The sequence below is a fragment of the Planctomycetota bacterium genome, assembly GCA_018242585.1.
Lineage (GTDB): Bacteria > Planctomycetota > Planctomycetia > Pirellulales > PNKZ01 > JAFEBQ01.
Map to the genome: position 1 here is coordinate 95,432 of JAFEBQ010000008.1, position 25,477 is coordinate 120,908.

General features: G+C 62.9%; 20 protein-coding genes. 4 read left to right on the plus strand and 16 right to left on the minus strand.

All coding sequences use genetic code 11. The features are described 5' to 3' along the window. Window positions 1–56 precede the first annotated feature (56 nt). From JSS27_04255 to JSS27_04275, 5 genes are all read right to left on the minus strand, one after another. A complete protein-coding gene (locus JSS27_04255; GenBank protein ID MBS0208146.1) occupies window positions 57–1,952 on the minus strand; it encodes a DUF1549 domain-containing protein in 1,896 nt (631 codons plus the stop codon). A 473-nt stretch (window positions 1,953–2,425) separates the two neighbouring features. Beyond that, a complete protein-coding gene (locus JSS27_04260; protein ID MBS0208147.1) occupies window positions 2,426–2,914 on the minus strand; it encodes a DUF4339 domain-containing protein in 489 nt (162 codons plus the stop codon). Between the two features lie 230 nt (window positions 2,915–3,144). Next, on the minus strand, window positions 3,145–3,867 hold the full coding sequence (locus tag JSS27_04265; GenBank protein MBS0208148.1) for a DUF1080 domain-containing protein: 723 nt from the start codon (window positions 3,865–3,867) through the stop codon (window positions 3,145–3,147). Between the two features lie 355 nt (window positions 3,868–4,222). Then, window positions 4,223–5,704 carry a hypothetical protein gene (locus JSS27_04270; GenBank protein MBS0208149.1) on the minus strand — a complete coding sequence of 494 codons (1,482 nt, stop codon included), beginning with the start codon at window positions 5,702–5,704 and terminating at the stop codon, window positions 4,223–4,225. Between the two features lie 257 nt (window positions 5,705–5,961). After that, window positions 5,962–6,960, minus strand: coding sequence for a sugar phosphate isomerase/epimerase (locus JSS27_04275; GenBank protein MBS0208150.1), 999 nt, complete (start codon window positions 6,958–6,960; stop codon window positions 5,962–5,964). A gap of 210 nt (window positions 6,961–7,170) precedes the next feature. Between JSS27_04275 and JSS27_04280 the strand changes: the two genes are divergently transcribed. Both JSS27_04280 and JSS27_04285 read left to right on the plus strand, forming a co-directional pair. Next, complete coding sequence (locus JSS27_04280; protein MBS0208151.1) at window positions 7,171–8,226, plus strand: hypothetical protein; 1,056 nt, start codon at window positions 7,171–7,173, stop codon at window positions 8,224–8,226. A gap of 28 nt (window positions 8,227–8,254) precedes the next feature. Then, complete coding sequence (locus JSS27_04285) at window positions 8,255–8,737, plus strand: hypothetical protein (protein MBS0208152.1); 483 nt, start codon at window positions 8,255–8,257, stop codon at window positions 8,735–8,737. A gap of 227 nt (window positions 8,738–8,964) precedes the next feature. Here the strand turns inward: JSS27_04285 and JSS27_04290 are convergent, their stop codons facing one another. The 4 genes from JSS27_04290 to JSS27_04305 all read right to left on the minus strand — a co-directional run bounded on the left by JSS27_04290 (window position 8,965) and on the right by JSS27_04305 (window position 16,076). Further along, on the minus strand, window positions 8,965–10,104 hold the full coding sequence (locus JSS27_04290) for a glycosyltransferase (GenBank protein MBS0208153.1): 1,140 nt from the start codon (window positions 10,102–10,104) through the stop codon (window positions 8,965–8,967). A 404-nt stretch (window positions 10,105–10,508) separates the two neighbouring features. After that, window positions 10,509–12,767 (minus strand): hypothetical protein, encoded by a 2,259-nt coding sequence (locus JSS27_04295; GenBank protein ID MBS0208154.1) that lies wholly within the window; start codon window positions 12,765–12,767, stop codon window positions 10,509–10,511. A gap of 35 nt (window positions 12,768–12,802) precedes the next feature. After that, window positions 12,803–14,968, minus strand: coding sequence for a BatA domain-containing protein (locus JSS27_04300; protein MBS0208155.1), 2,166 nt, complete (start codon window positions 14,966–14,968; stop codon window positions 12,803–12,805). Between the two features lie 247 nt (window positions 14,969–15,215). After that, window positions 15,216–16,076 carry a formyltetrahydrofolate deformylase gene (locus tag JSS27_04305; protein ID MBS0208156.1) on the minus strand — a complete coding sequence of 287 codons (861 nt, stop codon included), beginning with the start codon at window positions 16,074–16,076 and terminating at the stop codon, window positions 15,216–15,218. Window positions 16,077–16,381: 305 nt separating this feature from the next. Between JSS27_04305 and JSS27_04310 the strand changes: the two genes are divergently transcribed. Further along, window positions 16,382–17,833 (plus strand): hypothetical protein, encoded by a 1,452-nt coding sequence (locus tag JSS27_04310; protein ID MBS0208157.1) that lies wholly within the window; start codon window positions 16,382–16,384, stop codon window positions 17,831–17,833. Window positions 17,834–18,052: 219 nt separating this feature from the next. Here JSS27_04310 and JSS27_04315 read toward each other — a convergent pair whose 3' ends face one another. Then, complete coding sequence (locus JSS27_04315) at window positions 18,053–19,387, minus strand: alkaline phosphatase family protein (protein ID MBS0208158.1); 1,335 nt, start codon at window positions 19,385–19,387, stop codon at window positions 18,053–18,055. Between the two features lie 199 nt (window positions 19,388–19,586). On the opposite strand from JSS27_04315, the gene JSS27_04320 reads away from it, so the two are divergent. Further along, window positions 19,587–19,823, plus strand: a complete 237-nt coding sequence (locus JSS27_04320) for a hypothetical protein (protein ID MBS0208159.1) — start codon at window positions 19,587–19,589, stop codon at window positions 19,821–19,823. 246 nt (window positions 19,824–20,069) lie between these two features. Here JSS27_04320 and JSS27_04325 read toward each other — a convergent pair whose 3' ends face one another. The 6 genes from JSS27_04325 to JSS27_04350 all read right to left on the minus strand — a co-directional run bounded on the left by JSS27_04325 (window position 20,070) and on the right by JSS27_04350 (window position 25,422). Beyond that, entirely contained in the window at window positions 20,070–20,975 is a 906-nt protein-coding gene (locus tag JSS27_04325) for a UbiA family prenyltransferase (GenBank protein ID MBS0208160.1), read from the minus strand. Between the two features lie 209 nt (window positions 20,976–21,184). Next, window positions 21,185–22,048, minus strand: a complete 864-nt coding sequence (locus JSS27_04330; GenBank protein MBS0208161.1) for a sugar phosphate isomerase/epimerase — start codon at window positions 22,046–22,048, stop codon at window positions 21,185–21,187. A gap of 284 nt (window positions 22,049–22,332) precedes the next feature. Beyond that, window positions 22,333–23,190, minus strand: coding sequence for an ABC-2 family transporter protein (locus tag JSS27_04335; protein ID MBS0208162.1), 858 nt, complete (start codon window positions 23,188–23,190; stop codon window positions 22,333–22,335). A 4-nt stretch (window positions 23,191–23,194) separates the two neighbouring features. After that, on the minus strand, window positions 23,195–24,019 hold the full coding sequence (locus tag JSS27_04340) for an ABC-2 family transporter protein (protein ID MBS0208163.1): 825 nt from the start codon (window positions 24,017–24,019) through the stop codon (window positions 23,195–23,197). Further along, window positions 24,019–24,837, minus strand: coding sequence for a TatD family hydrolase (locus JSS27_04345; GenBank protein MBS0208164.1), 819 nt, complete (start codon window positions 24,835–24,837; stop codon window positions 24,019–24,021). The genes JSS27_04340 and JSS27_04345 overlap by 1 nt, the downstream gene beginning before the upstream one ends. A gap of 315 nt (window positions 24,838–25,152) precedes the next feature. Next, window positions 25,153–25,422 carry a hypothetical protein gene (locus JSS27_04350; protein ID MBS0208165.1) on the minus strand — a complete coding sequence of 90 codons (270 nt, stop codon included), beginning with the start codon at window positions 25,420–25,422 and terminating at the stop codon, window positions 25,153–25,155. Window positions 25,423–25,477 lie beyond the last annotated feature (55 nt).

Here is a 25,477-nt window from a genome sequence, read left to right on the forward strand (position 1 = left end):
CGCTACGCGAACCACCCTCTCCCACAAGGGGCGAGGGTTGTATGTGCTCAACACTGTTAATGAATGAAAATAAACTCGTTGCAGTTCAGCAGAGCCCACAACAGGTCCTGATAGCCGTCCAACTTGTCGCGCCTCGTACCCAATAGCGACCGAGCCATGGCGGCGTCGGCCTGGGTCGGCTTGCGACCCAGCGAGGCCAGAAACAGCAAGTCGACCGCTTCGTGCTCGCTGGCTCCAGCCGCCAGTCGGCGCAGGAAAGAATCGCGGCCGATCGAGATCGTTTGCTCGATCATGTCGCCGTTCATCATCATCAACGTCTGTGGAATCGTACCGTTGAACGTGGTGGCGTCTTCGCCGTCGGCGTTGCCAAACGTCAGGGTGAACTGCCGCAGCACGTTCTGCTTGCGATCCTGCTTTTCCTCGTATGTGCCAGGGCGCTTGTGCTCGTTGGTGATCACGACCAGCGAATCGTATAACTGCTCGGCTTGCATCTGGCGCAGGTAGAAGTGGCTGAACCGGGGCCGTTCGCCGAGCGCCGGGTCGTCTTTCTTGTTGTCGGCCGTCATCTTGCTCGACAAGCCATAGGCTTCGCTCAGGCAAATCCAGCGAATCAACCGCTTCAGGTCATGCCCCTGGGCGGCAAACTCGTGACCCAATCGTTCGAGCAACTCGGGATGCGACGGCTGGTTGTGCGGGCCGAAATCATCGACCGGCTTGGTAAAGCCGTAGCCGAGGAAGTGCCCCCACATCCGGTTGACGATCGCCTTGCCCAGGTAGTCACTCTTAACGATCAGTCGGGCCAACTCGGTTCGCCGGTCGACGTCCTTGATGTAGCCGCTGGTCGGCAAGCGCGTGCCATCGATGAACATCGGGTAGGCGACCTGCAGCGTGCCGTTGCGAAGCTCGAAATAGATTTCGGCGTCGCGGGGCGTGGAGCCCTCGCCCTTGAAGTCCTCGTTCTTGAGCCGGGCGTATTGAATGTCGCGCCCGTTGCGTTCGACCGCCGAGCGTGTCTGGCGGAAAAAGGCGTTCAGGCTCCAGAACTGTTCTTGCTTCCAATCGTTGAACGGATGGTTGTGGCACTGGGTGCATTGCACCTGAAGGCCCAGGAAGAACTTCGCCGTCTTGGCCGTCGCTTCGATGTCGTTCTCTTGCAGCTTGCCGATCAGAAAGTTCGTCGCGCCGTTATAGTCGGGCGAGCCCGGCGACGTGGTGCCGGTGGCCGAGACCATCTCACTGACCATCGTGTCCCACGGCTTGTTAGCCAGGAACGAGCGGCGCAGATACTGCTGCATCCCTTCGCGGCTGGTCGGATCGCGGCGATTGGGGCGGGCCGGCGGGCGACCGATCAGCAGATTGGTCCAAATGGTCGTCCAGTTCGCCGCATAGTCCTCGCTGTACTCTTCGGATTCGAGCAACCGGTTCAGCAGCGCGATCTTCTTAGTTGTCGGCGCTTCAAGCGAAAACTGACGAATCTCTTCGACCGTGGGAACGCGGCCGAGAACATCCAGGTAGACGCGCCGACACCACTCGTTGTCGGTGGCCTTGCCCGAGGGCTTCAGTTCGCTTCCCGCCCAGCCAGCCCTGATTTGCTCGTCGATGAAGGCGACAAGCTCTTCGTCCCGAATGCCGCTCGAGGAGACCGCGCTCCAATTCTTGATGGTCCTGGGGCCGGAGGCAGTGGCCAACGTCGGCGGCAGCTTCTTAGGCGCGTCGTTCTTGGCGGCGACGTTGCTCTTGCCGGACGCATTGTTCTTCGTGCCGGAGTTGTTCTTGGCGGCGGCCGCAGCCAGCTTTTGCCGGGCGCTCATCTTCTTCCCAGCGGTGGGAGGATCGGCGGCCGTGGCGACGTTCGTGAAGACCGCCACGATCGCGACCTGCAGCCCGACCACCGCAGCCCAGGTTGCCAGGCTGCGAGCCCTAACGAATCGATCCAGGGTGTTTCCGCCCATTACGTGCCTCCGCCTCAAAGGCTTGCTCTGCTCCGACCGCGCGTACTCTGCCTTACGTCAATTGAACCCGTTTCGTGCGCTAAAGTCTTGCCAATTAAGAAAATGTAAGTCGTCCCACCCGCCGGGCAAGGAAGATTACAGGCCAAATCGTCCCCAGCTTTTCTTAAGACATAGGCGCAGTCCTCCCTGGGCCTGCTGGTAGAAAACGAGAACTGGCCCAGGTTGTCTACAGCAACCAGATTCGATCGCCGCTGCACGGCTCAGGTCGGTATATCCGGCATGGCGTAACGCTAGGAGACTTGCCTCTGAACTGTTCCCAAAACTGCAAAGCTTGGGTGGCACGTCCCAAGCGCAGCGCAGGGCGTGGGGAATTGCCCAAAGAATTGCGGAGATAGTACCTGCTTCCCCACGCCCGAAGGACGGGCGTGCCACCCAGGCGCTAGAACCTCAAGAGAATCGCAATACAGACGAGGCTAACGCCCTTGGTTCAGATAGATCATCAACCCGGCCACACCGACGATGATCAGACCAATTAGCACCATCGCGACCATCAGCACCGGCTTGAGCCAGGCCGGCGGTCCCTCGGGCGCGGCGGCGTACAATACGACCGGGGCATCGACCGCCCCGGCGCGGGCGTTGGGTTGCGCGACGGCAGGCATTGGCGCACCTTTCGGCGAACCAGGTTTGCCGGGGAACTCAATGCGCGTGCCTGCGGCGCGCTCTTGCCAGTGATCGCTACTGGCCCAGGTGGTTTCGCCCAGGATCACGTCATCGTCCGCTTTGACAAAGCCCCCCAGCAAGCCGGGCACGTCTTTGGCCAAGCGCCACGGGCCGTCGTGGCCATGCCGGACTTGGTCGTCGGCACCGAGCGCGCCGGTCTGGACGAGTTCGCGCAGCCCGTGGCCGTCCAATGGCCCGATCTCTTCACCGGCAATCGCGCAAAACCAAGGCCCGTCGTCCATCAACCCTGCCCTTGTGGCACCCGCAGAAAAACCAATTGAACCGCAAAGACGCGAAGGTCGCAGAGTAAATACAAGAGAACATTTGAATTGCAGAGGACGCTGAGAGGCGCAGAGAAGAATTGTTCGCTATCCTCTTTCTCCGCGTAACTCTGCGCCCTCCGCGATTCAATTTTCGATATTTCCTTTGCGTTCTTTGCGTCTTTGCGGTGAAAAAATACTTGTCGACAAAACTACAGTTCGCGAATCCAGATATTTCGGTATCGTACCGGGTTGCCGTGGTTCTGCAGCGAGATGTGTCCCGTCGGGTCGTGCGGTTCGTACTCGGGGGGCTTGTGCCAGGCGGTCGAACCCAGAATTTCGGCATGGTTCTGCACCACCACGCCGTTGTGCAGCACGGTGACAGCGCCCGGCTTCAGCAACTTGCCGTCCAGGTCGAACCGCGGCGTGGTGAACAAAATGTCATAGGTCTGCCACTCGCCCGGCTTGCGACAGGCGTTGACCAGCGGCGGCCACTGCTTGTACAGCGCGCCGGCCTGGCCATCGAAGTAGGTCGTGTTTCCGTACGAGTCGAGAATCTGAATCTCGTACTTGTCCATAAAGAAGATGCCGCTGTTGCCGCGCCCTTGCCCTTCGCCTTTCACTTCGGCCGGGGCCGCCCATTCGAGGTGGACCTGGCAATCGCCAAAGGCTTGCTTGGTGCGGATACTGGTGTCCTTCACGGTGGCGACGCCGTCAGCGACCAGCCACTTGTCGCCGCCGTCCCAGGCTGACAAGTCCTTGCCGCCGAACAGCACAATAGCGTCCGACGGAGGCGCGGTCCCATCGCCCGGCGTCACCAACCGGGGCTCGGGCCAGATTTTGCCGCTCTTGTATTCCTGGGCCCACATGCCGACAGCCACGCCGGCCACGGCGCAGAGAACAAACACCAACGACGCACGACGCGCGAAAGACATAGGCGGGGCTCTCCAACTCGAGAAGGTCAATTGAAGCGGTGCGCCATTATTGGCTGGCCGACACAGGCTTGGCAAATGACGAATGACGAAATCAATTCGACCACGACGCCGGAGAGATCAGGGATTTGAACCGCAAAGGCGCAAAGGACGCAAAGAACTGCAAAAGAAAATTTGAATCGCAGAGGGCGCGGGGGCTCGCGGAGGCGGGAAACCGTGGAAATCTCTCTCTCTGCGCTTCACCGTGTCCTCTGCGTTTCAATCCTCATCCTTTGCGATCTTTGCGCCTTTGCGGTTCAATTCCCTATTCTTTCCGACGTCGTGTCGTCGTGGTCGGCCTTCTTTCGTCATTCGGGCTTTACCGCGGTAGCGCTTCGATGAACGCTCGGTATTGCCGGTCGAGTTCTTCGTAGCCAACGCCCGTAGCTTCGCGCAGGGTGATCGTCGTGTCGCGGCCGGTGTAGATGGCAATCATGTAATCGACCAGCGCGTCCCGGTAGCGGCCGCCGCCAGAGTGCATCAGGAAATGAGTCAGGCCGGCCGACTGGCTATAAAGTTGCGGCAGGTTCGCGTGCCGCTGGAATGGCTCGCGCCCCATCGCCGTCAGTTCGGCCAGCGGCACATAAAACTGGTTGCCGCGCAGCCGATGCTCGGCGTCGACCAGCCGCTGTGAATCGCGCCCGCCGACGGTCAGGTAGCCGTCGTGCTCGGTCAGCGATTCCAGGTAGCAAGCGACCCCTTCGACGATCCAAAAGTTCGCCCCCTCGCCGACCGTGGCGCGCGAATGGCGCCATTCCGAAAACAACTGGTGCGTCGCCTCGTGGATCATGGCCGTGTCGTCGGTCGGCTCGTCCGGCGCGGCGCTGTAGAAAAAGCTCCGCCGCGCTTCCGCGCGGTAATAACCCGTCGAACGCGAGATGTTCGGCTCGTCCTTGACCAGCGCGGCATTGTATTCGTCCCGGGTGCGATAGAGCGACACGTCGGCGCGCCGCGGCGGGCCCAACTTGACCGGCCCACCCGCGAGCCAGCGCGCCACATCCGCTTCGGACGCGTAGTAGAGCACGAACAATTGCCGCCAGCCGCGGTACAACTCTTCGAGCCGCCGCGCGACGCGGGCCCCTTCGGCCAGGCTGGAGTTCGTCCGAATCGCGAAATGTTCGGTGACCACGTTCCAACCGCTGGCAATGTCGCGCGACAGTCGGGCGTCTTCCTCGGCGCTGACCCAACGCCCACGGTTGAAACGCTCGCCTCGCTCGTAACGCGGCAATCGATCGCGCAGCAGCCAGCCGAAGCGATCGTCCCAGACTTGCTTGCCGGCGGCTTTGTCGACCTCGTACGGCGTGAGCCAGGCGTCCCCTTCGCGGACGTAACCCAGAATGCGCCGCGCCGCGGCGTGATCGGGATCCTCGCGCAAGGCTAGATGAACCAGTTCATACGCGGTGGTCGCCTGTCGCTCGGCCGCGGCGGCTTGGGCCAGCTTGAATAGCTCGCTCGCCTGTTGCTGCCGCAACGCGCTGAACCGCGCAAAGGAATCACGCTGAGCCGCCGTAGCGTCGGCCGGCAACGCCTCGCGCGTCGCGGGGATCAATGGGATGACGATCTTCAGCGGATCGCTCGGCAGCGCCCAGCGCCGGACGCGCTTGGCCTCTGGCTTGAGTCTTTGTTCGTCGCACCACTCGGCCAGCCTGTCGAGCGCTTGCCGGTAGCTGGCGCTAAGTTCCTGGCGCTGCTCCGCGACTTTCGACGACCCGATCGGCGCAGCCTGAACATCCAACGCCAACAACAGCGCCAATGCAAGCCATACGATAGCGCCAAGCCGCGTCACGCTGAACATCTTCACCCAAGGTTCCACTTGCCATCAAGTCATCGGGTGCCATGCTCAAGTCCCCAAGGCTCGAGCATGCCAGTACCAGCTTCGCATGCTCAAGTCTGCTGACTTGAGCATGGCACCCTAAAGCTGCACGTGAGAATGGTTCCGTTTCAGTATACCTTGCGGTAAAAAACGCCTTGAAACGCGCATAAAAAAGCCCAGGGGCGCCCCCCTGAGCTTGGATGCTGGCCAATCGCGATAAGTTTCCGGTCGCGCGAAGCGGGCGACTATTTCTTCTCGAACGCGGCGTCGAACGCCAACTTACTCGGCACGAAGTCCAACTTCTTGACGAACTCGGCCGCTTCGCGGGCGCCGGCTTCGCGGTCCATGCCCGAGTCTTCCCATTCGACCGACAGCGGGCCCTGGTAGTTGACCTGGTTCAGGGCGCGAATGATCTCCTCGAAGTTCACGCCGCCGCGCCCCGGCGAGCGGAAGTCCCAGCCGCGCCGCGGATCGCCAAAGTTGATATGGCTGGCCAGGATGCCAGTCCGCCCGTTGAGCGTGACAATGGCGTCCTTGACGTGCATGTGATAAATGCGATCCGGGAAAGCGCGGATGAACTCGACCGGGTCGACCCCTTGCCAAATCAGGTGGCTGGGATCGAAGTTGAAGCCAAACTCCTCGCGGTAGTCGAGCGCCTTGAGCGCCGCTTCGGCCGAGTACAAGTCGAACGCGATCTCGGTCGGGTGGACTTCCAGCGCGAACTTCACGCCACACTCGGCGAACACGTCGAGAATCGGGTTCCAGCGCTCGGCGAACTGCTTATAGCCGTCGTCGATCATCTTTTGCGGCACCGGCGGGAACGAATAGAGCAAGTGCCAAATGCTCGACCCGGTAAAGCCGTTGACCACGCCAATGCCCAGCTTCTGGGCCGCCCGGGCCGTGGCCTTCATTTCCTCGGCGGCGCGCTGATTCACGCCGGCCGGCTTGCCGTCGCCCCAGACGTGCGGCGGCAGGATCGACTTGTGACGCTCGTCGATCACGTCGCACACGGCCTGACCGACCAGGTGATTGCTGATGGCAAACACTTGCAGATCGTGACGTTCCAGCAGATCGCGCTTGGCGGCGCAGTAGCCGCTGTCCTTCAGCGCCTGGCCCACGTCGAAGTGGTCGCCCCAGCAAGCCAGTTCGATTCCCTGATAACCGAACTCGGCCGCTTTCCGAGCCAGGTCGGCCAACTTCATATCGGCCCATTGGCCCGTGAACAGCGTTACCGGTCGCGACATAGTCTCGTGTCTCCAGGTGCGTGACAAAGCGATGCAGCACACGGCCGCTGAATCGCGGCTGGCCCCCGTGGTTTTTGCATGAGTCTGGTTATTGTGCCATAATCCGGCGCGGCCGCAACGCGCGACCCCAATTTGTCAGACGTGGCAAACCTTGCGGATTTTTTAGCCTCTACCGCCAGGGAGTTCGCGGCCCGGAAGGAGCCGGCAGCCATGCGCACTTGCTTGAGTTCAATCGTCCCAGTGGCCGGCTGGCTCGCACTGGCGACCTGTTTCGCGCTGGCAGCGCCGTCCGTGGCCGCCGAGCCGCGCGTCGAAATGGTGCTGGGGACCGAGCCTGGCTTCCCCGCCACGGGTCTGCGCAACTGGTTCACCTTGCTCACCGAGTTGAAGGTTGACAATCTACAAATCCGCGGCGCGGCGGCCACCGACAAGATCGAGATCGTCACCCGGGGGCCCGCCAACGCCACGATCTATGTGGTCCACGGCCGGTTGACCGGCGGGAACCAGTTGATCGTCCCCGGCGCGCGCTTCGGCAGCGGCGATCGCAACGGCATTCGCAACTGGCTCGAACAACTCAAAAAGGAAGGAGCCGACCGCGCCGCCGGCGCGCCGCGCGAGTCGTTCGGGCTGACGCCCCAACTACGGGCGCTGGTCGAAGGAGACTTGTCCCGGCCGGTCGATATCTCGACCGCTGATCAGCCGACCAAGGCGATCGTGGAACGACTGGCCACGCGGCTGGCTTACCCGCTGTTGGCCGATCCGGCGGCTCGTGCCGCGCTGGCCGAAGCCGACCCGGTGGCCGACGAGCTAAAGGGCGTGTCGATCGGCACCACGGTTGCCGCCCTGGCGCGAACCGCGGGCTACGCCGTCGTGCCACGAACCGGCTCGCAAGGAAAGCCCGAGTATTTGCTGACGCCGCTGGCGTCGACCAAGGAAAGCTGGCCGGTCGGCTGGACACCGGCCCACAAGGACGGGGAAATCGTCCCCGGCATTGTCGAGGTCATCAACGTCGAAATCGAAGACACGCCCGTCGCCGAAATTGTCGAAGTGGTCACCGAGCGGTTGAAGCTGCCGGTGATTTACGATCGAGCAATCATGAAGCGGCAGCGACTCGACCCGACCCGGGCGAAGGCCTCGTTCCCGGCGGGCAAGTCGATGTACGCGATCGTGCTCCGCCGCGCGATGTTCAAAGCCAGTTTGACCTACGAGATGCGGCTCGACGATTCGGGGAAGCCGTTCTTGTGGATCACGAGCGTGAATCCTTAGCACCGTAACTCTCAAAGCCACATTTGCCATGATCGCTGGTCACGATATTGCCGCCGCGCTGGTTGAATTGGGCGTCACCGACGTGGTCTGGTTGCCCGACTCGATGCTCGGCACCTGGGAAGCGGCGTTCAGTGGGCACGACCGGTTGCGCTTGCTGCGCGTTTGCCGCGAAGGCGAAGCCTGGGTGCTGGCGGCCGGGCTGTACCTGGGGGGCCGCGAGCCGGTGGTCATCATGCAGACGACCGGCATGTTCGACTCGGGCGATGCGCTGCGCAACGTCTATTACGACATGCAGCTTCCGCTGTTCGCCATGATCGGCTACCGCAGCTTCTTGCTGCCCGGCTCGACCGACAGCGCCCGGCAGTACGCCGAGCCGATTCTCGACGCCTGGGGGCTCGACTATTTGCTGTTGGGCGAGCCCGCCGACCTGGAACAATTGAAGCGTCACCGCCAAGCCTGCCGCGCCGAGAACAAACCCTGCGTGGTGCTGCTGCCCGAAGGGCGTGGCTAGGCGCTGCCCATCAAAGGGCTCGATCCGTGTCCATCGAGTTTCTTGTGGCTGCGCCACCCTGGTTGCGAGGCAACCAGGGCCACCCGAATGTGTGCCAATGCTTAAGCGCTGGGTGGCCTCGGTTGCAAAGCAACCGAGGTCGCGTCAGCGACAAGAAACCATTGTTGTGCGCTCTCGAAGACCCACTGCTGCCGAAGGAAAACGCGCCTTTGCTCTTCGCGATTGCGTTAGCGTGCCGCTTCAAAGCTCGTCAACAGTTCGGTCACGCGCTGTTGGAACCGCTCGGGGCCGAAGGCGTCGAGCATCGCCTGGCGCAGGGCGTCGGGCCGATAGACCAACGGATGCGGGTGAGTTCTCTGGAGCAGTTGGACCGACGCCTCCGCAATGGCCGAGACATCGTGCGGATCGACCAACACGCCCAGTTCGCCCTGCTTCAAGGCGTCAACCGAGCCGTCCTGGTTTCCGGCCAGCACCGGCTTGCCGGAAGCCATTGCTTCGAGGAATACAATGCCGAAGCCTTCGCCGTTGCTGGGCATGGCAAACACATCGGCCAACCGGTAGTAATCGGCCAGTTCGGTGTCGGGAATGAAGCCGGTGAACGTCACGCAATCGGTCACCTTCAATTCGGCGGCCAGCCGCTCGAGTCGCCCACGCTCGGGTCCGCGGCCGCCGATGATGTAACGCACCCCGGGCACCGCCTGGCGAATGGCGGGCAGCGCGCGAAGCACCTGGTCATTGCCCTTGTACCGTTCGGTCTCGACCAGCCGGGCAATGGTCAACAACACCGGCTGGTCCGGCCGCAAGCCATGCCGGCGGAGCAGAAACTCGGGCTTGGGGCCGAGTTGGAATTGCTCGGCCGCCAGCGTGTTGGGCAACTCGGTGATTCGCGATTGCTCAAACGGCAACTGGGTCAGCAGCCGCTGGCGCGTCACGCTGCTGACCGGCAACACCCGATCAGCGTTCAGCAGCGCCGGCCCCACGCGATCGCCGTTCAACTTCCAGACTTCAACCCCGTGAGCGACAATCCAATAAGGAATCCCTAGCCGGCGTTTCAACAGCGCCGCCAACGGCGAGAAGTTCGCGTGTACCGAAATGATCAAGTCGGGCCGCTCGCGCAGCGCCAGCCAAGACGCCAACCCTGCAAATGCCGTGGTGCGCAAGGCCACGGGATAACCACCGGCCGTATGAAAACTGATCGAGCCGCGCTGGGCCGCGCCCCTTTCGACGGGATCATTCTTGATGATCACGCGCGTCTGGCGCACTTGGCCGCATCCCTCCAGCGCCCGCAACAGGCACGCCGAGAACCGTTGGATGCCGCCGGCCGGGCCGGGCAAGTTTGGCAACCAAACGTGAAGCGTTTCAAGCATGGGGAGGTGCGGCAACGAGTTGCCTCGCGCCAAAAGAAAATCGCGTTGCGCCCCGACCGCCTAGGCGACGGATGAGGCGATAAAATTCCGTGAAGCTGTTCCTGACGCGAGGTGACTCCCGCGAAGCACGTCGCGCCACTTGGGGTGGGATACTAAACTGAGAACCAGACACCGTGCGCAGCCTGGAAGAAGTTCGCCCGCCGACTCATGTCGACCGCGAACGCCCCCGCCCAGATGACCTCTGCGCCCGATGCCCCGGACATGACCACGCTAAGCCCTGACAGCACGCCGACATACCATTTGCGGGCGCGCGTACAGGTCATATCCGGTTTCATCTTAAACTACGCCATTCTGTCAGCAAGCTAAATCAAACTACGACAATTTGTCGCACCATACTCGAAGACTCACACCAGCCCCCACCGCTTTCGTAGATACCACTCGGCGCTGAACATGGCGACAAACGCCAAAATCACCCACGGCTTGTCGTACTGAGTGGTCTTCGTCTGCTTTTCCATCTGCGACTCGTCAATCGTCTGGCGCAGGTCACGGAGCAACTCGGGCAACTGCTCGGGGGCTACCACCCGGCCGGGAGTCAGCTTGGCCAGACTGCGCAGCAGTGCGGTATCGGCCGCTGGGTTGTCCATCTCGAGATCGTTCTGATAGACGAGAAATCGCGCCTCGGCCGTGCCAAGCACCGTCGTGCCGCGCTGCGCGGTCACGTGCAGCACGTAATCGCCGGCCTGATCCGTCTCGGCGAACGTGCCGATCGTCTGGTCCTGTTGACGGCGCAGTTGAGCGCGCGAGGTCTGCTCGTTCGGCTTGCGCACATCGACGACAAAGCTCGCGTCGGGAACTTCCTGCCCTTCGTTCGACAAGGCAGTGACAACGAACTCCACGCGGCTCCCCGGCGCAAAGCGGCGCTGATCCAGCCGGATCAGCACACGCCCTTCGGCTTCTTCCTTGCGGGCCAGCCACAGAATCGACTGTCGCCAGAAGCGGCGATGCTCCGCGCTGGACTCCGACATGGCCCAATGCCAGGTCGAATCCCCTGCAAAGGCCAACACCCGGCCCGCGCCAAAGTCCTTGGCCACCAACAGCGGGTTCCCTTCGCTAGATTCGGCCAGCACAATGCCGCCGGTCTTGATCCCCCGAAACCGGTTCGCTCCTTCGAGCGGCGGCAACTTGCGCCAGGCTTCGTCGTTCTGGCTGGTGGGGGCGAGCATCATCAAACTTTGCGTCCGGCCGATCCGCGTCGGCTGCATCGTTTGCGGCTTGTTCCAGTGCAAGTCCTCGCGCAACGGCTCGTCGAAGTTCTGGCGTTCCAGGCGGTCGATCACCACCGGCAAGGCGTCGGCCAGCGGCGTCCGTCCCCAGCCACCGGCGCCAAAGCTATGAAAACCGCCGAGCATCATCAGCCCCGCGCCGCGTTCGATGGCGGTCCCCAGCCGGCGCAGCTCGCCGGGCTCGAACGCCATGCTGTCGATGTCGCCCAGGATATAGACGTCGTAGCGCCCCGGCTGGAACTTGTCGATCAAGTCCGCGGGGCGCGTCTCGGGACGCTGCGCATCGATGCGCAGATAGTCAGTCTTGATGTTCGGCGAGGTGTCGAGGACGCGGCGGATGAATTTCTGCTCAACCCGCGCTGTCCCTTCGATGTACAAGACGTTGACGCCGCCAGAAAGGACCGTGACGAACGTGCTCAGCTCGTTGTTCGTGGTCAGCAACTCGCCGGGCTGCTGGGGCACGCGTAAGGTGAGCTTGAACTCGCCGGCGCGCTCGGGCACGTAGTCGAAATCGACCGGCCACGATTGACCGTCACTGGGGCGATTGAGGGACGTCGCGCCGACAGGCGACATCGTGTTCAGCGCCGTCTCGAACAGCAACTGGCAGGGGACCGGCTGATTGGCGTAGCCATCGATGCGGATCGTGCCCGTGACAGGCAACTCGTTCTTCACATAGACCGTCGAAGGAACCACGAGCGACTGCACCGCCACGTCGCGGCGTTGCCCCGGGCCTCGATCCTGCCCCAACGGCACCACGTACAGCCCGCAGCCCAGATCCCCCAGCCGGCGCGCCGACCCTTGCGGCGCGACATCGTTCGGCGACACGGCGCGCTGAGCGCCGTCGCTCATCAGAATCACCCCTGTCAACCGCTGGCTGGCGTGTTGCCGCAATACTTCTTGCAGCGCCGCCCCGATCGCCGTCTGAGAACCGTCGGGCTTTTCTCCCAGACCGATCTTTCCCTTGTCGACCGTCAAGGGATGCAGCTCGGAGTCAAAGCTGTACGCCTTGACCTGCACCGTCTCGTCGAACGAAGCGATCTCGGCGGCCGCGCCGTCCAGGGCGTTGCGCTCGGCCGTCCAGCGACTTAGGCCGCCGGCCATGTCGTCGACCTGCATGCTGCGCGAGCGATCGGCCAGAATCACCACCGTTGAGGCGTGCTTGACCTTGGTGGTGTGTACGCGCGCCGGCCGCGCCATCGTCCACAAGGCGACGGCAATGGCCCCCAATCGCAACACGATCAGCAGCCGCCGGCGGTTGGTCGATAGCTTGCGGCTGCTGGGACCGATGAACAGCAACAACACCAGCACGGCCGCGGCGGCCAATAGCCCCCACCAGCCGCCAACCGGCGATGCCGTCCAACTTTGCAACCACTCGACCATCGAACGTCACTTTGCGTTGAAACAAACTGCTGGCGTCAGGCCGCCTTGTCGGGCACTTCGCGATAGAACCGATTGGCGGTCAGATATTCAAACCCCATCGCCAGACACAGCGCCAGGATGATGTACGGAAACCATTCGCGACCGACCCGGTTGCTCGACACCACCCGATCGACTTGAATCCGATCGCGGGCCAACTGGAACTTGAAGTCGCCAAACACCTGGGCCAACTCATCTTTGTCGACTCGCGCCAGTTGCGTGGCGTCGGCCGGCAAGTTGGCGCTGAACCCGAGATGGACGCGATCTTTCTCGCCGCCGGCGTCGATCCGATAGTTGCCGGGATCCTCGGTTCGCGGGATCACCAGCGTTGACTCGTCGGGCGCCACGCGCTCTCCCTCGCCCGAGCGATCGGGCCGGCTCAACAGGTACGTCGGCCGGCGCTCATCGGGTTCGAGCTGAATCACGGCCGGCTGCCCCGCCTGGTAATTGAACGAACGCTCCGAGTTCCCCACCAGATACAGCGTCATTTGGTCGACCAACATCACGAACGGCCAGGGTTCGAAGCCGGTCGGCAACATGTTCCAGCGCTCGGCGTCGGCCGTGCCGGGGGCTTCGCTGATCGGCGTGTCCAACAGCAAAACGCGGCCGCGGCCGATCGGCCGTTCGACCAGCGCCGGCAAGCCATCGGAATAGCGGGCCACGACCGCCATCGCGCTGGCCGCCTCGCCCAGGGTCCAATGCCGGTAAATTGGAAAGTTGTCCCAGGCGATATTCCCGCGCAGCGGCACGAACCGGGCCAGCGCCGGGTGATCGCTCTCGTCGGCCGGCAGATACAAGTCGCCGTTGGGATGCCGGGCCAGGAAGCCGAGCGCCGCCGGCAGCACCTCGCGCGCGGCCGCGCTGTTGAACGACGCCAGCGGTTGCGCGCCCGGGCCGGCGCACACCGCCAGCCCGCCGCCACCTTGCACAAACGAACCAAGCTGCTGCCAGACCGCGTCGGGCAGCGGCGACGGGTCGAGCAAGTAGACAGCCGCGTATTGATCCAACGGCACGCCGCTCAGTTGGCCGTAGCCTTGAATGTCGCAAGTGAACTTCGCGCGGCCGGCGCGGCGATACTCCTCGGGAGCGATTGCCTTGGCCAGGTAGCTCGCCTGGCGATGGCGCGGCTCGGGCGCGACGATCAACACCCGCCACGCCGGGCGCACCACGACGGTGAAGTAACGCGAGTCGTCGGCCGTCAGCCCGTCACCGCCCAATACCTTAACCATTCCCTGATTCACTCCCTCGTCCAAACCTGACAGCGAGAACGAGACCGCCACCGAGCCGTCGGCCTGGGCGTCGACCAACGCCTCGTCGCGCTTTTGCAACTGGCCAGCGCGATCGACCAGGTACGATTCGACCGTCCGCTGTCCGCCGGGGCCGACCGCCAACAGCTCGGTGCCGATCGACAGGCTACTGCCGCGCGAGACCGTCTCGGCCGACAACTTGAGCGGACCCAGGCCAAAGTTGTGCGGCTTCTCGACACCGACGTCGATCAGGTACAACCCCGTGACGTCGGCATCCTTCAGGGCTTTGCCCAACTCGCTTTCGGCCGAGGATTTCCACGCCGACCGCGCCAGATCGGTGAGGACGTAAATCTCTTTGGGCAGTTCGCTGGTCTTGAGCAGCCGACAGGCCGGCGCGATTTGCTTCCAGAGAGGCTGGCCGACTTCGTCGATCTTTAATCGTTCGACATAGTGTGCCGCCGACGAGCGGTCGACCTGAAACGCCGAAGCGGTGCTGGCGCTGTCGATGACCGCCACCTGGCTGTCCTCGGGCAACTGTCCCAACAGCCAGTCAGCCGTCTCGCGCGCCACGTCAAGCCGGGACTTGTTCTCGTAGCGGTAGTCCATGTGCGGCAGCGTGTCGATCAAGAGCGCCACCGCCACCGGGCCGTCCCCCTTGCCCGACAGTCCCGGCACATTCTGCGACGTGGGGCGCGCCAGGGCCAGGGCGATCAACACGATCACCGCCATTCGCAGCAGCAACAGCAGCAAGTTGCGCAGGCGCATTTGCCGCCGGTTGGCGTTGTGCCGGGCGCGGACGAATCTCAGAGCCGGAAACTCGAGCACCTTGGGGCGCGGGCGCATGAGCAGGTGGAAGATCACCGGCACTGCGGCCAGTGCGGCGCCGCTCATCAACCAAGGGTTCAACAGTTCAGGCATGACCGGTCGTTGAAACTCACGCGGGTAGCCATCGGGTGGCGCGTCGATCAATCGATCGCACGCCACGCCGACACGTCGGGGACGCCGCCGAGCGATAGCTGGCGGTGTCCAGAACTCCATTGTAGCGGAACGGGCGCAAACTCGCCCCTGGCGCAAACCGGCGTGAATCGTTGCGGGTTCTTAACGGCGCAAGGCATTTCGGCCGCGCGGTGACGCGCCGTTGCTACGCACGCAAGCGAGGGGCGGTTCAGCCCTTCTTCAGCGCGACCACCCGGTGGAAGTGCAACTGCACCTCGCGATCGACCACCCGACGCACCCCTTCGACCAGGCAGCGCGGCTCGTTGTCTTCCTGGCCGAGCCGAATGATGTCGTCTAGCGCCATGCCGTGCGGCACGGTGAAGGTCGACTGGTAGATGATCTGATTCCCAGCGTCGAGGTCGGGAACGATAAAGTGGCACGTCGCGCCGTAGGTCAGCATCCGGCTGGCGTAGGCCTCGTGATAAGGGCGCATGCCCGGGAAGCTGGGCAACAGGCCGTGGTGCAAGTTGATGATCCGGCCGCCGGCGTATTTCCAACACGCGCTCGGCGCGAGCACCCGCATGTAGCGAGCCAGAATGATGTAGTCGACGTCATACTCGTCACAGATCGCCATCAGCCGTTCGTCGTCAACCTTGCCGGTGTCGTCGCCAACCTGATGCCAGTCGACACCGAACTGCTCGGCCAGGTTGCGACAGTTCGGACGGTTGCCGAGCATGACCGCTGCGTCGGCCCGAATCTGCCCGTCGCGAATCCCCCGCAGCAGCGCCAAGGCCGGCTCGGGGCGATAGGTCGTGCAGATGGCCAACCGAGGCCGCGCGGCACGCCGCTCGGGGGACCAGACCCGAACCGACAAGCCGGTCGTCTTAGCCACCTCGGCCATGGCTCCTTGCAGATCGTCGAACCGCTCGGGGGCCAGCTCGATGCGCGACAACATGGCGAACAAGCAATCGTCGTCGTGATCGTACATCTGGATTTCGGCGATATTGGCCCCCTGACCCGTCACGTAGTGAATGATCGGGTCGGCCAGGCCCCGGTTGTCGGGCCCCACGGCGGTAATCACAACTTGCATGGCAAACTCATGACGGAGCGAGAGTGTGTGAGATTGGTAAGTTTAGCACGCGGCTTGGTGATGGCATCCCCGGCAAGGCGTTAATCGCGAACGGCCAACGACTTGCATTCTCTGGTAGGGTGCTCTGCGAGCACCACATTTTCCCGACGCCGAATCGACCGCTGCGTGCCATTGTTCCCGTCCGGCAACGCGGAAATCACGGTGCCCACAGGGCACCCAACGGGCATCCCCAGATGCAATCCGCTTGTTGGTGGGCTAACTTGGACACTGGTTCTGGCCCAGCGTTCCTTTCGGCGGAAAATTCGATGCGATACTTCTTACTGTGTGGCGTGACGTTCTTGATGTTGTTCGCGGGGAGCGCACACGCCGAAGACGTGGTCACCCCCGAGCAGGCGCGCGAGACCCTGCGCCGCGCGGTCGATTACTTCACGACCAAGGTTGCCACCGAAGGAGGTTACGCCTGGCGCTACACCGCCGACCTGAAACAGCGCGAAGGGGAACGGGCCGCGACCAATGACATGATCTGGATCCAGCCCCCCGGCACGCCGAGCGTCGGGCTGGCCTACCTGAACGTCTATCAACAGACGCGCGACAAGCACTATCTGGAGTGCGCCCGGCAAACGGCCACGGCGCTCGTCAAAGGACAGCTCACGAGCGGCGGTTGGGATTACTCGATCAGCTTCGACATACCGAGCCGTGAAAAGATCGCGTACCGCAAGCCACCGCACGCTCCGCGCGACGCGGCCAAGGCCGCCAACGTCACCACGCTGGACGATGACAACACCCAATCGGCCGTTAGGCTGCTGATGCGCGTGGACCAGGCGCTCGAATCCAAGGACGAAGCGATTCACGAGGCGTCGCTGTACGCGCTGGACAAGCTGGTCGAAGTCCAATATCCGAACGGCGCCTGGCCGCAACGATTTAGCGCGCCCCCCGAGCGAGAGAAGTTTCCGGTCGTCGCCGCGTCGTTCCCCCAGGAATGGTCGCGCACCTTCCCGAATGTGAAGTACAACAGCTTCTACACGTTCAACGACAACGCGATGGGGGACATGATCGAGGTGATGCTCGAAGCGGGCCTCGTCTACCAGTCGAGCAAGTACACCGACGCGGCCAAACATTGTGGCGACTTTATGATTCTGGCCCAATTGCCCGAGCCGCAACCCGCCTGGGCCCAGCAATACGACGCCGAAATGCACCCAGCTTGGGCCCGCAAGTTCGAGCCGCCGTCAGTCACCGGCGGTGAGTCGCAATCGGTGATCGAAAGCCTGATGCTGTTGTACGAGGCGTCGGGCGAGGAGAAGTTCCTGAAGCCGATCGGCCGGGCGCTCGACTACCTGGACAAGTCGCGATTGCCCGACGGGCGGCTGGCCCGGTTCTATGAATTCGGCACGAACCGGCCGATGTACTTTACCAAGGAATACGAACTGACGTACGACAACAGCGACATGCCGACCCACTACGCGTTCATCGTTCCGTCGCGTGTCGAACGGCTCCGGCCGCTGTACGAGAAGCTGCTGAAGAACGGCCCCCCCAAGTCATCGGTCATGTCGCAACTGCGCCGCAGGCCGAGCAAGGTGAATCCGTCCCTGGCGGGCATCGCTCGCGCCGCGGTCACCGCGATTGACAGCCAGGGGCGCTGGCTGGAACCAGCCAAAACTAAGACGCTGAAGGTTTCGGAAACCGAGCCGTTGATCTCGACGGCAACATTCATCCGCAACATCGAAGCGCTCGCCGCCGTAGCCGCGTCGGGCAAGTGAGTTCTTCCTCAAGAAGAACGAGTTCACCGCCAAGACGCAAAGGGCGCGAAGGGAAGACAAAAGGCAGTTTGAATCGCAGAGGACGCAGAGTTTCGCAGAGAGTAATCACTCAATCATTATTTCTCCGCGCCGCTCTGCGTCCTCTGCGTTTAACTCCCCGCATTTCTTAGCGATCTTTGCGTCTTTGCGGTTCAATTCCCTCTTGCTGGGATAAAACGGTCAGATGCCGAATTGCCGTAGCACCAGGTAGCACACGTCGGTGTCGGCCAGGCTGCGGCCGGCGACTACGCCCCGTTCTGAAGTGAGCAGCATGCCGCGCTGCGCATCGTCCAGCGCCGGCGCGCCGTGTGAACCTTTGATCAAGTTCGCGTCGAGCGGAATGCTCTTCGTAGCCGGGTCGAAATGCAACTCCACCGGGTCGTAGCCCGGCTTGCGGTGAATGTCGACCGTGCGGGCAAACTTCGGCGCTCGCGCGTCGTCGAGCCAGTAGTAATACGCCTGCCACGAATTGGGCTGCGACACCAGCACCACTTCGCCCGAGCGGGGATGGTCTAGTTCATAGCGCGCCAGATCTTCGCCGGTCAGTGTCTCGGCAACTCCCTCGTGGCCGCGAAACAGATCGACCACGCGCCCCACGTCGGCCGCGTTCGGCACAAAGACGTGCGAGAACTGATGATCCACCAGCGCCCAGGCCCGGCTGCCGGCGAAGTCGATCACCTCTCCGCTGTCAGAGCTGCCCCCCTCGGCTTCGCGCACGGCCAGCAAGCCCGCCTGACGCAACACGCGATTCGGATACGTCACATGATTGACCGGCGTGATCGTGTACTCGCTTGCCACCAGCCACAATGGCTCGGGCGAGCCATAGGCCGCGCGCACACCCACCACCAGCCGGCCGATCGTCTCGTCAAGCTCGCCGAGTGCGCGTCGCGCGGCTTCGCTATCGGGGCCGAGCTTTTGCGCCGCGTAGTCCAGGTGGGGCAAATAGATGTAGAAGAACTGTGGCCGATACTCGGCGGCCGCCACGACGGCCGAGTCGACGATCCAGGCCGTCGACTTGATATTGGCCAGCGGCCCCCAAAAGTGCATCAGCGGAAAATGTCCCAGCCGGTCGCGCAGCGTGCCGTACATCTCGGTCGGCTTGGTGTAGCACCACAACGACTCGCTACCGTCCGGATTGTGAATCGGCGCGGGCGTGCAAATGTAATCGGTGCCGGCACCCTTGCTGTGCAGGGGAAACCAGACCGCCGATCGGATCGCCGGGTTGTGCTGGTGAAGCTGATCCCAAATCTGCGGCCGCTCGATGCACTGGTTCCAGGCGGTCCACATTTCGACTTCGCGCTTGTCGCGATAGTAGAAGCCGTTGGCCACCACGCCATGCTCGCGGGGCGTAACTCCCGTGGTCATGTTGGCTTGCACCGGGCAGGTGACGGCCGGAAAGCTGGGGACCAGCGAGGCCATGTCGCCGCGCTCGGTCAACGCGCGCAAGTTGGGCATCGCGGCCAAGTCGCCGGCACGCAAGCCGGGGACCGAAAGCAGAATCACCGTATCGGGCATCGGTTAGTTTCTCGCGGAAAGGGTTGCCAAACCTGTCAACACGGGTAAGCTAGCTGGACATTGACGGTCACCAGGGCTTTTCACCCCCGGCTTTTGCGAACCGCGCAGGGCCGCTACTGGCCGTCGCCAGACGATCCAGCCGCCGGTCCATTATGGGGTTGGCCGCGCGATCGTCCAACCCGCTGAAGGAGGAACTTTGATGAAGCGTCTGTTGATGTTGGCCGCAATGTTGGTGGTTTTGAGCATCGGTACGACGGCCATGGCTGGCTGGCGTCACCGCGCGGTGGTGGTGGCCCCGTGCTACAACTGTGCCCCCGTGGTCGCTTACGCGCCGGTGGTCACGTACAGGCCGGTCGTCGTCGCCCCGTACTACTATCCTGGCGTGATGGTCTATCGCGCTCCGGTCCTGGGACCGCGCTTCTACTACGGCTGGTGATGGTCAAAAAACCAATCTCGCCACACCATCGGCGCGCAGTTAGGTGCGGCGAGCGATAAACACTCCTCCCTTTCAGGGAGGGGCGGGGGAAGGGTAAAGTCCTTGTGAGCCAAACGACTTTGCGCCCAGTGCGCGTCCCAGTTATGCATTGCCGCTCGGCCAGCGACGTTCTCACCCTCACCCGCTCGCTGCGCTCGCGACCTCTCCCTTAAAGGGAGAGGTGTAGGAGCTCGCCTTTGGCGAATCTTACGTCGAGTAAACCCAGCGGCCCAGGAGCATGGCCGGCGGCAGCAGCGCGAGCAGAAACATCGCCTGCGGCCCAATCGCGCCGAGCGCCGCCGCCGCGTCGATCACGATCAGCGACATGATCGCGTGCTTGACCGCTCGCTGGACATTCTCGGGGGCCGGCTCGCCCACGGCGCGAAACGTCCGCAGCGCGATTGGCAGCGACAACGCCACCCACAGCAAGCTCCACATGACGGGCCCCTGTCGGGCGGCGAACCATTCGCGCTGTGTCGCGGTACAGACGGTGCCAATGCCGGCCATCATCACCAGCGTGGCCAGCGCCAGCTGGGTCCGGTTGCTGGTCTCGGCTTCGGTCCGCGCGAACCAGGTGATGCCGGCCACGTAGACCCCCAGCCCCAGCGCCACTCGAAAGTGGAGCGGCGCCCAACCATCGGCGGCCACGCTCGCGCCAAGCATCACATTCAGCGCGCGGCAAGTTCCCATCGCCACCGGTCCCAGCGGCGTCGACTTGAGCCAGGCGTCATAGGCCACGATCGCCGCCGCCAGCGCCCCGGCCGCGATCAACGTATTGGTCGCCACGGGCTGGCGCAGCGCCGCCGACCCGAAAGCGCAGCCCAAGCCGGCCGACATCAATCCCCAGCCCAAGGCGCGGGCCGTGGCCAGGCTGATCCGCCCGCTCGGCAAGGGGCGCTCGGGGCGCTCGACCTGATCGACCTCGAAATCGTAAACGTCGTTCAACACCATGCCGGCCAGATAGAACGCGGCCGAGCCGGCGATCAACAGCAACCATGCCGACCGGTTCTCGTACCAGCCGCCAGTCAGCAAGCCCCCCATGATCACATCGGCCAACGCGGTGAACACGTTGGGCACACGCAACAACTGGGCATAAGCTTTGACGCGGTCCATCGTCACCATCTCAACACAATCACCGATAAACACCCCTCCCTGCCAGGGCGGGGCTGGGGGAGGGTAGAGACGTTGCGAGCCAAACGACTTTGCGCCCAGAGCGCGTCCCAGTTGTGCATTGCCACCCGGCCTGCGACGTTTTCACCCTCACCCGCTTCGCTGCGCTCGCGACCTCTCCCATCGAGGGAGAGGTGTTCTTGCCGTTGGCTTTACTTCTTCGATGGAATGCCCACCCGCTTCATAGCCGCGGTGATGTAGTTGTACGCCTCGCGGGCGGCGGCGTCGGGATCGTCGACGTACGGGTACAGTTCGATCGTCACGAAGCCGGTGTAATTCGTTTTAGCAATCGCGGCCAGCGTGGCGTCGAAATCGATCGCGCCGCGTCCCGGCACCATATGCTGATGGACGCGCGTCGCGGCAATGTCCTCGAAGTGATAATGCCGCGTGTGGGGCGCCATCTGCTCGACCCAATCTTGCGGGTCCTCGCCGACACAGTAGGCGTGGCCAATATCGAAGTTCAAGCCCACGGCGGGCGAGTCGATGCGCGCGGCGAACTCCAAATACTGGTCGAACCGTTCGATCATTAGCCCTGGTTCCGGCTCGATCAGCAGACTCACTCCGACCTGCTCGGCCACCTCGACGCAAGGCATCAGCTCTTCATAGAAGACATTGGCCGCGTCGTGCCACGACTGCCCCGGTTCGAGCGGCCCGCCCGGTTCGGTTTGCAGACACTTGGCGCCGATCTCGGCGGCCAGGCGCAGCGCTCGCTTCACATGCTCGCGACGGATGGCCCGATAGTGCGGATCGGGCTCGATCCACGACGGATGCCAGTAAGGCTGCCGCGGGTCGGCCACCGCGTTCATCATGAAGCCGTTGACGTTCGAGACTTGCAGCTTGTGCTGTGCCAGCGCGCTGCGAATGGCGGCACGCCGCTCGGGCAACAACCCGGCCGGCCAGGCGTGGGGGACGTCGGCCAGCACCTCGATGCCGACGTAACCGATCGAAGCGATCCGGGCGATCGTCTCCTCGATCGAGAAGTTCATGTAGGCGTTGGAGCTAAAGGCGAGTTGCATGCGATGATCCTGGCTCGAATGGGAACACGCGCGGCGGGCCAGCGCGGTCTGGTATCATAGTCACTCGGCCTGGGGGTTCGCTACCGCGGGGACCAACCACGGAGACACAGAGACATGGAGAGATGCACGGAGCAGATAAACGAGAATGACCAATGCCCAAATCCCAATGACCAAGATGAGGTTATGCACTACCTTGGTCATTGGAACTTGGACATTGGTGCTTGGCGATAGCCACCCCTGCTTCCCCTCCGTGCCCAACTCCGTGACTCCGTGGCTAACCCCCCTCAGCTACTCGCGCTGCGGTAGCTGTTCAGCGCCCAGAGGAACAGCCGGCGCGTGACCAGCAGGCTGACCACCGCGATGCCCACGGCGTAGGCGGCCAGCCAGCTTTGTTGGCGCTCGAGCGGCCAGGCCAGCGCCCGGGCCGGCACGTTCACCACGACCAGAATCGGCACGACGAACGTGAATGTCCAGCGCAGCGGTTCGCCGACCGGCCCGCGATAGATCTCCATCGGGTAGCGCGAAAAGTTGGTGATGTAGAACCAGAAGTCGTACAGGTTCTCGTTCCGCCCCATCCAAACGCTGAGGCTCGACATCAGCACCATCACGGCGTAAAAGATCGCCACGCCGCACAGCACATAAATCGGATACAGCAACCACTGAGCCGGGCCGAGCGGCACGTCGAGTTGCACGACCGACCAGCCCAGCAGCGCCACGCCGAACAAGAAATTGCCGAGCGCCGACCACTCGACCTTTTGCAACGACACCAGGAATTGTGTATCGATCGGCTTCAACAGCGCGAAGTCCAGGTTGCCCGTGCGGATCAGGTCGCTGAACTCGCTCAGGTTCGGCATGAAGAACGTCTGTACCAGGCTGTTGATGATCAGCGACGTGGCGATGAACGTGTAGAACTCGTATTCGCCCCAGCCGGTCTGGTTGCCGATCGAAGGAGTGAATTGAAACACCAGCTTGTAAAAGCCGAGCTGCATCGCCATCCAGGTCAACGACGTGAACGTATCGAGCAGAAAGTTCCCGCGAAACATCATCGCCCGGACCAGACTGTTGCGCAAGAACGTCCGGAACACACCCCAGTAACTGGGACGGACTTCGCGAGCGTCGGTGATGGGAGACGTTTCTTGCATTATTTCAGCCGCCAAAGCCGCTATATCGCCGCAGGCCCAGGTTCCAGGCCACGCGACTGGTCAACATGAAGAACAAGACCCAAGCCGCTTGAATCCACAACCCTCGCACCAATGCGTCGCCATGAATCTCGCCGACGAAAATGGCGGCGGGAAAGTAGGTCAGGTATTGCAGCGGGATCGCTTGCACCAGTTGGCCGGCCCAGCCTTCGAGCATGGTGATCGGGAACATGTGCCCCGACAGAAAGAAACTGAACAGCATATACACGAACAGCAGCGAGCTGACTTCCAGAAACCAGAACCCGATCATGCCGATCGTCGCTTCGAGAAAGAAGCCCAGCAGGAACGCCTGAATCAGCGCCAAAAAGTACGCCGCCAGCACTTGCGGCTCGGGCCAGCCGGCGAAGTAGCCGCGCATGATCCAAAACACCAAGGCGAACGGCGCGATCGCCACGACATAGTAGACCAGCTTGTGCGCGATGCGGCTCAAGAGCAGAAAGCCGAGCATGTCGATCGGCTGGATCAGATACTTCTTGACCTCGCCGCTGCGAATCTGGCCAGCGATGCCCGAGGCCAGCCCTGGCATGCTGCTGAACGCACGGCTGACCATGGTGAGCAGCAAGTACGCGATCATCTTGTCCTTGGAATAGCCGCCGATCGTCTCGCTGGCCGAGGCGGAGAAAACGGCTTCCCACAGGAAGACCATCGTGACAATCGGCAGGAACCGCATCAGCGTCCCCAGCGCGAAGTCGGCCCGGTAGACCAGCCGCTCTTCCAGGCAGATGCGCAGAATGATCCACCAGGTGTTCGCTCGCGCCAAAATCGCCGACATCAGGCTTCGGCTCGCGGGGTGAAGTTGAAGTTCCGGCTTTGCCGGAAGAACTCGATGGGGTTCTCGTAGACCACGCGGCGGATCAGCGACTCGGGATGTCCGCGGCGACGCATCTCGAGGATGAAGTCCGGCACGGCCGTTGGTTTCGAGGGGCCCCAGTCGCCGGCCGAGTTGACCAGCAGCTTTTCCGGGCCGTACATCTCGACCATGTCGACGGCCCGCTGGGGCGTACACTTGCTGACTGGGTACAAGGTCATGCCAGCCCAGAAACCCGCGTCCTTCACCGCCTTGATGGTGTGCTCCTCGACATGATCGACCAGTACCCGCTGACGCTCCAGTCGGCGATCGTCGCACAGCATGTCGAGAATCATCTTCGTGCCCCGGAACTTGTCTTCCAGGTGGGGCGTGTGAATCAGGATCAGCTCGTTGGTCTTGGCCGCCAGGTCCAAGTGTTCGAGGAACACGATCGACTCGTTGCGCGTGTTCTTGTTCAGTCCGATCTCGCCAATACCCAGCACGCCGGGACGATTGAGGAACTCGGGAATCATCGCGATCACTTCGCGCGACAGCTTGACGTTCTCGGCTTCCTTGGCGTTGATGCACAGCCAGGTGAAATGTTGCAGCCCGTACCAGCCGGCCCGCTTGGGCTCGAACTCGGTCAGTTGCCGGAAATAGTCGCGAAAGCCGTCAACGCTGCCCCGGTCGAAACCTGCCCAGAAGGCGGGCTCGCTCATGGCGACGCAGCCCATCTTGGCCAACGTCTCGTAGTCGTCGGTCACGCGCGAGACCATGTGAATATGCGGGTCGATGTAGTCCATAGCGGCTGATCGGCTTGAATGACAATGACTCTGTGGACAATATCAAACCCTTCTCCTCCCGGGAGAAGGTGGTGAGCGCAGCGAACCGGATGAGGGTCAACTACGTCGATGCGTTGACAATGAAGATTGAAACGGCACCCTCATCCGGCCTATCGGCCACCTTCTCCCGGAGGGAGAAGGGCTGCTTCAAGCCACGTGATGAGCGCAGCGCACAACTCGCGTAAAGTGCTTCCTCTTTCTCCCGATCCCCTTCCCCCCTGCTTCCTCTCTCCCCTCCGTGCAAACCTCCGCGTCTCCGTGCCTCCGTGGCGAGCTCTATTTCCGCCCGGAGTCGACATCCATCTTGGTGCGCCACTCGGCATCGAATCCCAGCGAAAATATCTGTTGCACGCGCTCGGCACGCATCGGCTCGCGGGCTTGCAACTCGGCCAGGCCACGCGCGATCCGCGGCATGCGCTCGTCGCCGGGGAGCGCCCCGGCGGCTCGGTCCAGCCGGTCGAGCGCCGCGGCCAGTTCCAGGATCTTGGCCCGGATTTCCAGAAACTCGCGGTTCAGCAAATCGGTCTTCGAGGTCGCGGCAGCCATAGTTTCCGCTCGTACAGGGAAGGACAAATGCCGGGAGTCACCGACCGGACCAAGG